This window comes from Deinococcus alpinitundrae (assembly GCF_009982895.1).
GTDB classification, from domain to species: Bacteria; Deinococcota; Deinococci; order Deinococcales; family Deinococcaceae; genus Deinococcus; species Deinococcus alpinitundrae.
The window spans coordinates 69,539-81,997 of the sequence record NZ_WXZL01000015.1 but is presented as its reverse complement, the minus strand read 5'-3'; the positions used below and the strand labels follow the sequence as shown (position 1 = coordinate 81,997).

Sequence of the window (12,459 nt, the reverse complement as noted above, 5' to 3'; positions counted from 1 at the left end):
GTTTCAGTCGGCGTGCGCCACTGTGCCCGGCTGCTCGGCGTGCTGCTGAGCCTGCCGCAGCCGAGGCCACAGCACCATCGCCGTGCCCGCTGCCCAGAGGGTGCCCAGCGCCCAGCCGCCCAGCACGTCGGTGGGGTAATGCACCCCCACGTAGACCCGCGCCGCACCCATCAGCAGGGTGTAGAGGGTGCCGACCACGATCAGCGGCCAGCGCCAGCCGGTGCGCCACAGCAGGGCGACGAGCGTCACGGTCAGGGCAGCAGCCATCGTCGCGTGACCACTCGGGAAACTCTTGTCGCCCTCCTGCCACAGCCAGTCCACGATCTGCGGACGCACCCGGCCGATCAGCGCCTTGAGCAGGATGTTGAGCAGCATCACGCCGCCCAGCGAGAACAGGAAGTAGCGGCCCATCGCAGCGGACTTGCGCCAGAAGACCACCAGCAACACGGCACTCACCGGGGTCATCCAGGTGGCGCTGCCGAAAGCACTCAGGGCCAGCGCCACCTGCCGAAACCAGGCCGGGGCATTGGCGCGCAGCCACAATGTAACTGGCGCATCGAAGGAAAAGACCTCGCGCTCGCGGATGTCGTCGGCCAGATTGCCCAGCAAGAAGAGCGGCAGCACGATCAGCACGGCCAGGGTAAGGAGCGATCGCCAGTGCTGGCGGGTCCAGAGCAGCATGGAAGTCATCCTATCCGGCGACCTCGCCCGGAGTTCATAGGGGGGCACACGGCGTTCCTTAAGGCAGGGCTGTAAGAGCTTGGTGCCAGGTCCGGGAGTGTCATAGACCTATGACCCTGACTGCTCTTCCCCGCCGGGCCGGTTGGCGCTACGGCCTGCTGACCCCCGGCCTCCTCACCCTGGGCGTGCTGCTGGGCGCTTGCGGCAATCTGCCTGCACCCGGCCCGGCCCAGAGCAGCGCGGCGGCCAGTTCGTCAGGCAACACCGGCACCAGCGCCGTCAGCCGCCTGATCGTCACGGCGGCGCTCAGCGGCCCCGTGCCCATGCCCGGCAGTGTCTGGGTGGCGTCGGCGTCGCCCAGTCAGGTCAGCGTCACGGCCCAGAGCGTGCCGGGGCTGACCATCGAGGTCGGCGCGGCGGTGGCCGACGGCAGTGGGGTACGGGTGCCGATTACGGTCAGCGGTCAGGCAGGTCAGGGCCTGTCGGTGCGGCTCAGCGTCCGGGCAGGCGGCCCCACGCGCAGCGTTGATCTGCCGGTGCTAGCCCTTGAGCGGCGGCCACTGCCGGTTGCGGGATACCAGGCCAGCAGTCTGCGGGCCACTGGCGGAAAGGTGTATCTGCTGCCGCCGGTCAATGCCCCCGATCCGCAGCGCCACACCGTCATCACGGTGGACGCGGCCAGCGGCGCGGCCCAGGCCGAAGAACTGCCGCTCAGCGACACCGAGGGCCTGACATCGCAGGTGATCGCGCCCGACGGCACCCGCTACCTGCTGGTGCAAAACGTCGCGGGCAACTGGGTCGGGGCCGCCAAACCCGGCGCAGCGCTCAGGCACCTGCCGCTGGGCACCCCTGGCGACACCCTCAACAGCCTGACCCGCAGCAGCGATGGGCGGCTGTGGGCCTTGCAGTACCGTCAGGACGCCCTGCTCGAACTCGACCCACTCTCCGGCACGCAGCAGGCTCATCCTGTGCAGGACAACGCCGAAGACCTGATCGCCTCAGCCAGCGGGCCGCTGTACTTCTCGCGCTTCTACACCGCTCCGGCGATCATCCGTTTCGATCCTTCCACCCAGCAGACCCAGGCGTTCCCGGTGGGAGTAAGCGGCAAGAGCTATCCGCGCCTGCTGACCAGCAGCGGCAGCTTGGTTTGGTTCATGGACGCCTGGAGCCGCAAGGTGGGCCGCCTCGACACCGCTTCCGGCCAGGTCAGCGACGTGAATCTGCCTGCCGGGGCCAGCATCGCTGCCCTCAGCGCGGCCCCCGACGGCACACTGTGGGCCGCCGACCTCTCCCGCCACGCGCTCTACCGCTGGCTACCCGGTCAGCTCGACGCCCAGGCCGTCAACGTCCCCGGCGACGGCCCCCGCGCCCTAGGCCTGGACGCGGCCTCGCAAGTTTGGTTCGAGAGTAGCGGCGCGCTCTACCACCTCAGCCCCTGATCTCACTCCCCTCTGTCTCACGGCGGCGCGGCGCAGCGTCTGGAAGCCGGTTTTCTGCGGTCCAGCCGCGCTCCGGCACGGACGAAAAGCGGGTGCTATGATGCGCCCCACAGGTCGGCGAGACGCCCCACACCACAGCATCCGGGCCGTGGGAGGCGGCTTGCTCGGAGAGCAGGTTGGTCTCGGCCCGCTCAGGAGGTAGGCGTATCTCGCAGGAAATCTGGTCGGACGTGCAAGCATACGTCCGCAAAAACATCTCGGAAGTCGAATACCACACCTGGTTCGCCCCGGTGCGGGCCATCGGCGTGGAGCAGGGCGCGCTCATCCTGGGCGTGCGCAACAGCTTCGCGCAGGAGTGGTTTCGTAAGCACTACCTCGAACTGCTCGAAGACGCGCTGAGGTCACTGGGCGCGCAGAATCCGCAGGTCAGCTTTCAGGTGCTGCCGGCCGCACAGGACACCCTGATGTTGAGCGCACCACCGCCCGCCGCGCCGCGCCCGAGTCCACGGGCCGCGCCGGTGGCCCCGGTGCCCGCACCGAATCTCAATCCCAAATACATCTTCGAGAATTTTGTGGTGGGCCCCAACAACAACCTGGCCCACGCGGCGGCGCTGGCGGTGGCCGAGTCGCCCGGCAAGGCCTACAACCCGCTGTTTATCTACGGCGACGTGGGCCTGGGCAAGACCCACCTGATGCATGCGGTCGGCCATTACATGACCGAGAGATTCCCCGGCAAGCGGGTCGAATACGTCTCCACCGAGTCGTTTACCAACGACCTCATCAACGCCATCCGCGACGACAAGATGGCGCAGTTTCGCAACCGCTACCGCAGCGTGGATCTGCTCCTGGTCGACGACATTCAGTTTCTGGCCGGAAAGGAGCGCACCCAGGAGGAGTTCTTTCACACCTTCAACGCGCTCTACGAAAACCACAAGCAGATCATCCTGAGTTCCGACCGGCCGCCGCGCGAGATCCAGACGCTGGAAGGCCGACTGAGGAGCCGCTTCGAGTGGGGACTCATCACCGACATCCAGTCGCCTGAATTCGAGACACGCGTGGCGATTCTCAAGATGAACGCCGAGCACAATCGCATCGACATTCCCCAGGACGTGCTCGAACTCATCGCCCGGCAAGTCACGGCCAACATCCGTGAGCTGGAGGGCGCGATGATGCGGGTGGTGGCTTACGCCAGCCTCAACAACGTGCCGTTCTCGCGGGCGGTAGCAGCCAAGGCGCTCTCGCACGTCTTCACGCCCTTGGAGATCAAGGTGGAGATGAAAGACGTGCTGCGCACCGTGGCGGCGCGCTACGGTCTCGGGGCCGAACTGCTGCGCGGCTCGGGGCGCATGCGTGAGGTGGTGGTGCCGCGCCAGATTGCCATGTACCTCATTCGCGACCTCACCAGCCATTCGCTGCCTGAGATCGGCAGCTTCTTCGACCGCGATCATTCGACGGTCATGCATGCCATTTCGAAGGTCACCGACAACATCCAAAAAGACGCCGAACTGACTTTGGTCATTGACGACCTCAAACGGCAGCTCAGCGGCCTGGATGACCCTGAAAACGACGTACAGGACACCCGATTCTGAATTGTGAGAGATTGTCTAGTCTGGTGGTGCTGAGTTTCACTTTCTGTGGATAACCCTGTGGATAACCTGTGGATAAGTGCCTTTTTTCTGTGGATAACTTTGTGGATAACCCTGGGTCAGTTAGGCCTGTGGATAAGTGCCCGAGTTATCCACAGGTTATCCACAGGTTTTGGCACTTATCCACACCCCCCCTGTGGAAAACTTTTACGCGCCCAGCGCAGCTTGAGAGCACTTATCCACAGTATCCACAAGCCCTATTACTACTACTACTAGTTTTATTAGTTAAACAGATCGGTTAAAGATAGGGTTTTTAGGTTTTGCCTCTCGGCTCCGTTTCAGGGTGAGGCCAGTAGCCGAAAACCTCCATGAGTCAAAAGCTGTCAGAATGGGAGCCAGATGCAAGCACACGTCACCAAGAAAACCCTCAGCGAAGGTCTGGGTCTGCTCGAACGGGTCATTCCCAGCCGCAGCAGCAATCCCCTGCTCACGGCACTGAAAATCGAAGCCAGTGAGCGCGGGTTGACGCTCAGCGGCACCAACCTCGAAATCGATCTCAGTTGCGTGGTTCCGGCGGAAATTCAGCAGCCCGCTTCGTTGGTGGTGCCGGCGCACCTGCTGGCGCAGATCGTTCGCAACCTGGGCGGCGAACTCGTCGAACTCGAACTCAGCGGCTCGGAACTCTCGGTGCGGGCCAGTGGCTCGGAATTCAAGCTGCAAACCGGCGACCTCGACGCCTACCCCGAACTGGTGTTCTCCTCACGCGCCGACGCCACCCTCAGCGCGGCCGAACTGGCCCGCTCGCTCTCCAGCGTGCGCTACGCCGCCAGCAACGAGGCGTTTCAGGCGGTTTTCCGGGGCATCAAGGTTGAGCAAAACGGCCAGACGGCGCGCGTCGTGGCCTCCGACGGCTTCCGACTGGCCCTGCGCGAATTCAGCGCGCCAGGTGAGGCCAGAAACATGATCATCCCCGCCCGCAGCGCCGACGAACTGGTGCGGGTGCTGCGCGACGGCGAGGTGCAGCTGAGCTACGGCGAGGGTCTGCTCGGCATCCAGACCGACCGGGTCCGCATGAACGTCAAGCTGCTCGATGGCGACTTTCCCGACTATGAGCGGGTCATCCCGCGCGACATCAAGCTCACCGTGACGCTGAGTGCCGCCGCCCTCAAGGAGGCCGTCTCGCGGGTGGCCGTGCTGGCCGACAAGAATGCCAACAACCGGGTCGAGTTTCAGGTCAGCGAGGGCAAGCTGCGGCTGGCCGCCGAGGGCGACTACGGGCGCGGTCAGGACACCCTGGACGTGCAGCAGGAGGGTACAGAGCCGGCCATGAGCCTGGGGTTCAACGCCAAATATGTGCTCGACGCGCTCGGTCCCATCGAGGGCGACGCCGAGATGCGGTTCTCCGGCCCCACCAGCCCCGCCATGTTCAGGGCCAGCGGCGACGGCGGCTACCTGGCTGTGGTCGTGCCGTTGCGGGTCTGATGACGGGTCTGGGGCTGCGCTGCCGCGAGTGGCCCGGCACGCTAGACCGGGTGCCATGCTTCGCCCGGCAAAGCGCGGTATAGTGTCGGAAGTACGCTTTTCTGAGTCAGGCGGTTTTGTATTCCAAAACGCTGCTCTGACACAGGCGAGCGATCATCAAGACCGCAGCGCTGCCCGCCCCAGGAGTCACCCCACCGGAGGAATGTCATGAACATCGAAACCATCAAAGCGCGTGAAGTGCTGGACTCACGCGGAAACCCGACGGTCGAAGCCGAAGTGTACTTGGAGAGCGGGTACATGGGCCGTGCCATCGTGCCCTCGGGGGCCAGCACCGGCAGCCACGAGGCGCTGGAGCTGCGTGACGGCGGCGGACGCTACATGGGCAAGGGCGTGCAAAAGGCCGTCGCCAACGTCAACGACAAGATTGCCCCGGCGCTCGAAGGCATGGACGCCAGCCAGCAGGGCGTAATTGACGCGGCCATGCTGTCCCTCGACGGGACCCCCAACAAGAGCGCGCTGGGCGGCAACGCCATCCTGGCGGTCAGCCTGGCCACAGCCCGCGCTGCTGCCGCCGAACTCGACGTGCCGCTCTACCGCTACCTCGGCGGAGCCAACGCGCGCACCCTGCCACTGCCGATGATGAACCTGATCAACGGTGGGGCACACGCCGACAACTCGGTGGACTTTCAGGAGTTCATGGTGATGCCGGTGGGCGCGCCCAGCTTCCGCGAGGCGCTGCGCTACGGAGCCGAGATCTTCCATAACCTCAAGAAAGTGCTCTCTGGGCGCGGCTACAACACCAACGTCGGCGACGAGGGCGGCTTCGCTCCCGACCTCAAGAGCAACGAGGAAGCCCTGCAGGTGCTGCTCGAAGCCATCGAGAAGGCCGGGTACGAGCCGGGCAAGGATGTGGCCATCGCGCTCGACCCTGCCGTGACCGAACTGTTCAAGGACGGCCAGTACCACCTCGAATCCGAGGGGCGGGTGCTGAGCAGCGAGCAGATGGTGGACTTCTGGCAGGACTGGGCCAGCCGCTACCCGATTGTCAGCATCGAGGACGGCTTGGCCGAAGACGACTGGGACGGCTGGCAGCTGCTGACCCAGCGCATCGGCAGCAGTGTGCAGCTCGTCGGCGACGATCTGTTCGTGACCAACCCCGAGCGCCTTCAGCGCGGCATCGACACCAACGTCGGCAACGCCATTCTGGTGAAGGTCAACCAGATCGGCACCCTCACCGAGTCGCTCGACGCCATTGAGCTGGCCAAGCGCAACCGCTACGGCACCATCATCAGCCACCGCTCCGGCGAATCCGAGGACGCCTTCATCGCCGATCTGGCGGTGGCGACCAACGCCGGGCAGATCAAGACCGGCTCGGCCAGCCGCAGCGACCGCATCGCCAAGTACAACCAGTTGCTGAGAATCGAAGACGAACTCGGCGGCGCGGCGCAGTTTCTGGGCCGCAAGGCGTTACGCTAACGATCTCAACTGACCGCCAGTATTCAGCTGCTTCTTGGCTGAGTGCTGGCGGTTTACGCTTGAATCAGAGTCAATCTTCTCGTCACTGAATTTTCTTTCTGGAAGTGATTCCAAAACAATACTGGAGAGCCATGAAACATTTTGACCGTGCCACCAAGATCGTTGCCACCATCGGTCCCGCCAGCCGCAGCCCCGAAGTGCTGGAGAAGATGATCGACGCTGGACTGAACGTCGTTCGCATGAATTTCAGCCACGGTAGCAAGGAAGACCACCGCGAAACCTACAACATGGTGCGTGAACTCGCCAAGCGCAAGAACGTGGCCATCGGCATCTTGCAGGATCTGCAAGGTCCCAAGATCCGGGTGGCCCGCTTCAAGGAAGGTGCGGTGACGCTGCACGCAGGCGATCCGTTCATCATCAGCATGGACGACGTGGAGGGCGACGAGACCCGCGTGGGCACCACTTACAAGGGCCTGATCGGTGACGTGAAGCCGGGCATGAATCTGCTGCTTGACGACGGCAACATGGCCCTGCGCGTTGAGGGTGTGAGCGGCAACGACGTTCACACGACGGTGGTGGTCGGCGGTGTCCTCAAGAACAACAAGGGCATCAACGTGCCGGAGGCCGATCTGGCCGTGCCCGCGCTGTCGGACAAGGACGTGGAGGACATGGAGTTCGGCGCGGAACTCGGTGTGGACTGGGTGGCGCTGAGCTTCGTGCGCAGCCGCGACGATCTGCTGCTGGCCCGGCACTATCTGGCGCGCTTCGGCTCCAAGGCCAAGCTGATGGCCAAGATCGAGAAGCCCCAGGCGGTCGACCGCTTCGACGACATCCTCAAGGAAGTGGACGGCATCATGGTGGCGCGCGGCGATCTGGGCGTGGAAATGCGCCCCGAGCAGGTGCCGACCATCCAAAAGCGCCTCATCCGGCTATGCCGCGAAGCGGGCAAGCCGGTCATCACGGCCACCCAGATGTTAGAAAGCATGATCAGCCTGCCGCGCCCCACCCGCGCCGAGGCCAGCGACGTGGCCAACGCCATCTACGACGGCACCGACGCGGTGATGCTCTCGGCCGAGTCGGCGGCGGGCCTCTACCCGGTGGAGTCGGTGGCCATGATGGACCGTATCGCCCGCGAGGCCGAGAGCAGCGAGGCCTACAACGTGATGCGCGCCAACAGCATGGATACCAGCTTGCCGCAAGACGCCATTGCCCTGTCGGCCTGCAACATCGGTGAGCGCCTGGGCGCAGCGGCCATCGTCAGCTTCACTAAGACCGGCGGCGCGGCGATGCGGGTCGCCAAGAACCGCCCGCATCTGGCGGTGCTGGCCCTGACCCCCAACGAGCAGACCCGCTGCCAGCTGGCCCTCTCGTGGGGCGTGGTGCCGATGCTCAGCGAGGATCCCCGTGACACCGACGACATGGTGCGTATCGCCAACACGGAACTGCGCAAGAGCAAGCTGGCTGACGACGGCGACCGCTACGTGATCACGGCGGGCGTGCCGTTCGGCGTACAGGGCACCACCAACATGGTGCGCGTCGAAACCCTGCGGCGCTGAGCCGACAGCAAAAAGTGAGCGCTGGCACGAAGCGCAAAGTCTCTCACTCTAAAAAGGCCGTGTCAGCGCGGCGTCAGCACACAGATCAGCGGTTTTTATCCACAGGCACGGGGTTTTATCCACACCCTCCTGTGGATAACTTTTGGTTTTGACCGTAGTTTCAAGGAAAAGTTAAGGGAAACGGTGTTGAGGCCGTTTCCCTTTTGAGTGGGTCGAACGCGCCCGCTCAGCCTTCCGGCAGCATCCGGGCGAACTTGTCCTTGCCTTTCTGAATTACCAGGCCACCTTCAGGAAGCGTCAAGGCTCCTAGGGGCTCCAGGAAGGGCTGGCCGTCCACCTTGAGGCCCTTTCCCGTGATGGTGCGCCGCGCGGCCCCCAGGGAGGCTTCCAGGCCCGCGATGACCATCAAGCGGGCAGCAGGATAGCTGCCCTCGGCGCTGGCGTCGGTTCTGGGGACGCTGAAGCTGGGAATGTTCTCGGGGATGCCGCCCCTGGCGACAGACTGAAACCGCGCCTGGGCCGCGTCCAGATCGGCATCGGGATGAAAGTCGCGGGTGACGTGGCGGGCCAGTTCCCGGTGCGCTTCTACCGGATGCCCGGCCAGCAGCGACCGAATCCGCTCGGCGGGCAAGTCGGTCAGCAGCGTGAAGTAATTGTCCAGCAGATTGTCCGGCACCTTCATCAGCTTGGCGAACATCTCGTGCGGCGCGTCGGTCAGGCCAATGTAGTTGTCCAGACTCTTGGACATCTTCTCAGTGCCGTCCAGGCCGACCAGCAGCGGGAGGGTCATGACCACCTGCGGTTCCTGGTCGTAGTCGCGTTGCAGGGCACGGCCCACCAAATTGTTGAACAGCTGATCGGTGCCGCCCAGCTCCACGTCGGCGTGCAGGGCCACCGAGTCGTAACCCTGGGTCAGCGGGTAGAGCAGCTCGTGCAAGGCAATCGGCACGCCGCCAGCGAGGCGCTTGGTGAAGTCGTCACGTTCCAGAATGCGGGCCACGGTGTAGCGGCTGGCCAACCGGATCACGTCGGCGTAGCCCATCGGTTCGAGCCACTCGGCGTTGTAGCGCAGCTCCAGCACTCCCGGCTCCTGGCGCAAAATCAGCTTGCACTGCTCAAGGTAACTCTGGGCGTTGGCACGGGTCTCTTCCAGCGTCAGCGGCGGGCGGGTCTTGGACTTGCCAGTGGGGTCGCCGATGATGGCCGTGAAATCTCCGATCAGCATGATGACTTTGTGGCCCAGGTCCTGAAACTGCCGCATCTTGCGCAAAATCACCGCGTGGCCTAGGTGCAGATCGGGCCGGGTCGGGTCGGCCCCCAGCTTGACCCGCAGCGGCGTGCCGGTCTCGATGCTCCGCTCTAGTTTGCGCCGCAGGTCGTCTTCCGACACCAGGTCCACGACGCCGCGTTTGAGGAGGTTGATCTGTTCGTCGATGGGCAGATTGCGGCGAATTTCGTTCATATGTCTCCAGACAGCGGCGGCGCACTTCCAGGCTCAGGAAAGTGCGCCGCGTTGGGGGTATTCGGGCTGTGGTTGACCTGACCCTGACCTCAGCGGCAGGATGAATAGGAACGTCGGGTCAAACGCCTCATGCGCCGAGTCTAGCAGGCCCTAGCATGCGCGGATGCAAACCATGCAGGAACTGAGAAGCACCTTCCCGCGCCCCGGACGGGTGGAGTGGCTGGGCATCCGGCCCCAGCGCCGCGCCGAGCTGATCAGCGTGAGCGAACTGGAGGTGCTGGAGAATCTCGGCGTCGTGGGTGACCACGGCAAAAAGAGCGTGCCGCGCCTGCGGACGCTGGTGGGGCAGCCCGGCGAGAACAGTGTCCAGCCGCCCGCCCGGCCGGTTCCCGGCGGTCCCGGCAAGCGCCAGGTCACGCTGATTCAGGCCGAGCACTTCCTGGTGATGGCGGCCCTGGCGGGGCTGGATGAGGTCACCCCGCAGATGCTCCGGCGCAACATCGTCGTCTCGGGCATCTCGCTACTCTCACTCAAGGACCGGCGCTTTCAGGTGGGCGAGGTCGTTCTGGAAGCGACCGGCGAGTGCCACCCCTGCTCGCGGATGGAGGAAAATCTGGGCGCAGGCGGCTACAACGCGGTGCGCGGGCACGGCGGCCTGACAGCACGGGTGGTGCGCGGCGGCGTGATCCGGCTGGGCGACACCCTGGTGCCCACCGACCTGGCCCCGCTATCCTGAGCAGCCATGGCCGCGCCCAGAACTTCTCACCGCACGTCCGGTAACGCCCTCTTTGGCTTTACCCGCTTGATCGTGGAATTCGGGGTGCTGTCGAGCTTCCTGTTCTCGCTGGTGCTGTTTGTCAACGGCACGGTCCGGACCGTCACCGTCATCTGGGAAGCGCTGCCGAACTTTTCCGAGGCCGGGACCAGCAAGGACCTGCTGGTCGCCGCCATCGAGCAGACCGACAATCTGCTGGTCGCCACCGCCCTGCTGATCATCAGCTTAGGCTTGCAGTCGCTGTTCGTGGGGCGGGTCATGAACCTTCCGGCCTGGCTGCACATCCGCACCTTCGACGACCTCAAGCAGAAACTGCTGGGCATCGTGGTGGTCGCCCTCGCCGTCAAGTTTTTCAGCGTGGCGATCAAGTGGGAGAACGGGTCGAGCCAGGACATCCTGACTTTCGGGCTGGGTGTGGCCGCTGTGATGCTGGCCATCGGTGCGTACAGCTTCATCCTGGCCCGCCTTGGGGCGCACCCGCAGCAGGGTGAGGGCGACGCGTCGCCGGATGAGGCAGGGCACTGAACACAAAACTGGACGCCCGCCTGAGCGCCGTGCTGGCCCTCATCCGCGCCGAGACGCACGCCGACATCGGCACCGACCACGCCGCACTGCCGCTGGCACTGATCGAAGCGGGCAGGTGTGGCCGGGTCATCGCCGCCGAACTTCATCCCGGTCCGCTGAGACTCGCTCAAATGGCGGTGATGCGGGCGGGCCTGAGTCAGCAGATCGAGGTGCGCCAGGGCGACGGCTTCGTGCCGATTGCGCCGGATGAGGTTCAGAGTGCCAGCCTGACCGGCATGGGCGCGCGCACCATACGGGCTATTCTCACGCGGGCTTCCTGGCTGCCGCCCCAGATGGTATTGCAGCCCAACGCCGAGCCGGAAGTGCTGCGGGGCTGGGCGCAGTCTCACGGCTATCACCTCACTGCCGAGGCGCTGGTTGCCGGTTTCTGGCGCTACCCGGTGCTGAAATTCGAGCAATCTCCCGGCCCCGATCCGGCCTACGCAGGGCTGCCCCGGGCGGCAGCACTCCGCTACGGCCCGCACCTGCTGAAATCGGCTGATCCTCACCTGCACGCCGAGCTGAACGCCCAGGTACAGCGGCTCTCGAAGCTGGCGGCGCACGGGCGACCCCAGGTGCTGGCCGAGCTGCGGGTGGTGCAGGACGCGCTGGCGTTCCTACCAGAAGTTCCAGTCCCCTCTCGCTAACGTCGCCACAGATACGGGGTGGTCGTCGTGACCGGCGTCATCCCGCCGCGCTCTAGAATCGGCCGCGAATCTTCGGTGCAGTCGCTGTGCAGATACCGTACCCCCCGGCTGAGTGCCGACCGGGCGCGGGCTGCCGTCAGGGCGCGGTAGAGCCCCCGGCCCCGCCACTCCGGCAGGGTACCGCCGCCCCACAGCCCGGCGAACGCGGTGCCGGGAATGATCTCCAGGCGGCCTACGCAGAGCATCTCCCGCTCAGTTTCGGCCACCCAGACCTCGACCTGGCCCGCGCCCTTTTCGATGCGGCGCAGCAGATCGTCCGCGCTGGAGGGAGCGCCGAACGCCAGCACCTGTGCTGTGGCCGCCTGCAGCAGATCTGGATAGGGGTCGGCCTGGTTATCGATGCGCCGAAGTGTCACGCCGCCGGGCAGCTCCACGGGCCGGGCCAGCGCCAGCGCCTCTCCCAGCATGACCGTTTCGGGATCCTCGGCCTGAAAGCCCTGGGCGGTCAACCGCTGCGGCAAATCGGCGGGCGCGTCGTGACCGCGCGTCTTCCACTCGAATTCTTGGATGTGAGGATCAGTACCGAAGTGGGCGATGGTCTCGGCAATCAGACTGTCCAGGGCAGCGTCGGCGATCCCGTCCAGCGAACGGTACGACACGAAGCCTAAGTCCCCGAAGGTGCCCAGCCACAGCGGACCGAGCCGGTCAATGTGGTCGGCGGACAGCACCTCGGCCTCCTCGCGCAGCTGGGCGTCGTAAGCCTCAAGCAGTGCGCTGGCGGTGTCGGTCAC

General features: G+C 65.1%; 11 protein-coding genes. 8 read left to right on the top strand and 3 right to left on the bottom strand.

Translation table 11 applies throughout. The annotated features are described in order from the left end of the window. Positions 1-3: 3 nt before the first annotated feature. Complete coding sequence (locus GUI70_RS14405; RefSeq protein WP_161883008.1) at positions 4-681, bottom strand: phosphatase PAP2 family protein; 678 nt, start codon at positions 679-681, stop codon at positions 4-6. Between the two features lie 110 nt (positions 682-791). Between GUI70_RS14405 and GUI70_RS14400 the strand changes: the two genes are divergently transcribed. The 5 genes from GUI70_RS14400 (at position 792) to pyk (ending at position 8,220) form a co-directional block, all read left to right on the top strand. Then, on the top strand, positions 792-2,120 hold the full coding sequence (locus tag GUI70_RS14400) for a Vgb family protein (RefSeq protein WP_161883007.1): 1,329 nt from the start codon (positions 792-794) through the stop codon (positions 2,118-2,120). Positions 2,121-2,350: 230 nt separating this feature from the next. Then, positions 2,351-3,709: a chromosomal replication initiator protein DnaA gene (dnaA, locus tag GUI70_RS14395; protein ID WP_237724937.1), complete on the top strand. Its 1,359-nt coding sequence runs from the start codon at positions 2,351-2,353 to the stop codon at positions 3,707-3,709. A gap of 396 nt (positions 3,710-4,105) precedes the next feature. Then, complete coding sequence (dnaN, locus tag GUI70_RS14390) at positions 4,106-5,188, top strand: DNA polymerase III subunit beta (RefSeq protein ID WP_161883006.1); 1,083 nt, start codon at positions 4,106-4,108, stop codon at positions 5,186-5,188. Positions 5,189-5,395: 207 nt separating this feature from the next. Next, positions 5,396-6,664, top strand: coding sequence for a phosphopyruvate hydratase (eno, locus tag GUI70_RS14385; protein ID WP_161883005.1), 1,269 nt, complete (start codon positions 5,396-5,398; stop codon positions 6,662-6,664). 131 nt (positions 6,665-6,795) lie between these two features. After that, a complete protein-coding gene (pyk, locus tag GUI70_RS14380) occupies positions 6,796-8,220 on the top strand; it encodes a pyruvate kinase (protein WP_161883004.1) in 1,425 nt (474 codons plus the stop codon). 226 nt (positions 8,221-8,446) lie between these two features. On the opposite strand, the gene tyrS is transcribed toward pyk, so the two are convergent. Then, the gene (gene tyrS / locus GUI70_RS14375; protein ID WP_161883003.1) at positions 8,447-9,682 is read right to left on the bottom strand and encodes a tyrosine--tRNA ligase; all 1,236 of its coding nucleotides are present in this window, start codon (positions 9,680-9,682) and stop codon (positions 8,447-8,449) included. Positions 9,683-9,845: 163 nt separating this feature from the next. Here tyrS and GUI70_RS14370 point away from each other — a divergent pair, with 163 nt between their 5' ends. Genes GUI70_RS14370 through GUI70_RS14360 form a run of 3 tightly spaced genes read left to right on the top strand, consistent with a single transcriptional unit; the run spans position 9,846 to position 11,668 of the window. Next, on the top strand, positions 9,846-10,418 hold the full coding sequence (locus GUI70_RS14370) for an MOSC domain-containing protein (protein WP_161883002.1): 573 nt from the start codon (positions 9,846-9,848) through the stop codon (positions 10,416-10,418). Between the two features lie 6 nt (positions 10,419-10,424). Further along, positions 10,425-10,982: a YqhA family protein gene (locus tag GUI70_RS14365; protein WP_161883001.1), complete on the top strand. Its 558-nt coding sequence runs from the start codon at positions 10,425-10,427 to the stop codon at positions 10,980-10,982. Further along, complete coding sequence (locus tag GUI70_RS14360; RefSeq protein ID WP_161883041.1) at positions 10,979-11,668, top strand: tRNA (adenine(22)-N(1))-methyltransferase; 690 nt, start codon at positions 10,979-10,981, stop codon at positions 11,666-11,668. The genes GUI70_RS14365 and GUI70_RS14360 overlap by 4 nt, the downstream gene beginning before the upstream one ends. On the opposite strand, the gene GUI70_RS14355 is transcribed toward GUI70_RS14360, so the two are convergent. Continuing rightward, positions 11,665-12,459, bottom strand: coding sequence for a GNAT family N-acetyltransferase (locus tag GUI70_RS14355; protein WP_161883000.1), 795 nt, complete (start codon positions 12,457-12,459; stop codon positions 11,665-11,667). The two genes, GUI70_RS14360 and GUI70_RS14355, sit on opposite strands and share 4 nt — an antisense overlap.

Bases quoted from the DNA above. Each gene is read 5' to 3' on its own strand.
- GUI70_RS14365 (WP_161883001.1), top strand. From the start codon at position 10,425: ATGGCCGCGCCCAGAACTTCTCACCGCACGTCCGGTAACGCCCTCTTT.
- eno (WP_161883005.1), top strand. From the start codon at position 5,396: ATGAACATCGAAACCATCAAAGCGCGTGAAGTGCTGGACTCACGCGGA.
- GUI70_RS14400 (WP_161883007.1), top strand. From the start codon at position 792: ATGACCCTGACTGCTCTTCCCCGCCGGGCCGGTTGGCGCTACGGCCTG.
- GUI70_RS14405 (WP_161883008.1), bottom strand. From the start codon at position 681: ATGCTGCTCTGGACCCGCCAGCACTGGCGATCGCTCCTTACCCTGGCC.
- tyrS (WP_161883003.1), bottom strand. From the start codon at position 9,682: ATGAACGAAATTCGCCGCAATCTGCCCATCGACGAACAGATCAACCTC.
- pyk (WP_161883004.1), top strand. From the start codon at position 6,796: ATGAAACATTTTGACCGTGCCACCAAGATCGTTGCCACCATCGGTCCC.
- GUI70_RS14370 (WP_161883002.1), top strand. From the start codon at position 9,846: ATGCAAACCATGCAGGAACTGAGAAGCACCTTCCCGCGCCCCGGACGG.
- dnaN (WP_161883006.1), top strand. From the start codon at position 4,106: ATGCAAGCACACGTCACCAAGAAAACCCTCAGCGAAGGTCTGGGTCTG.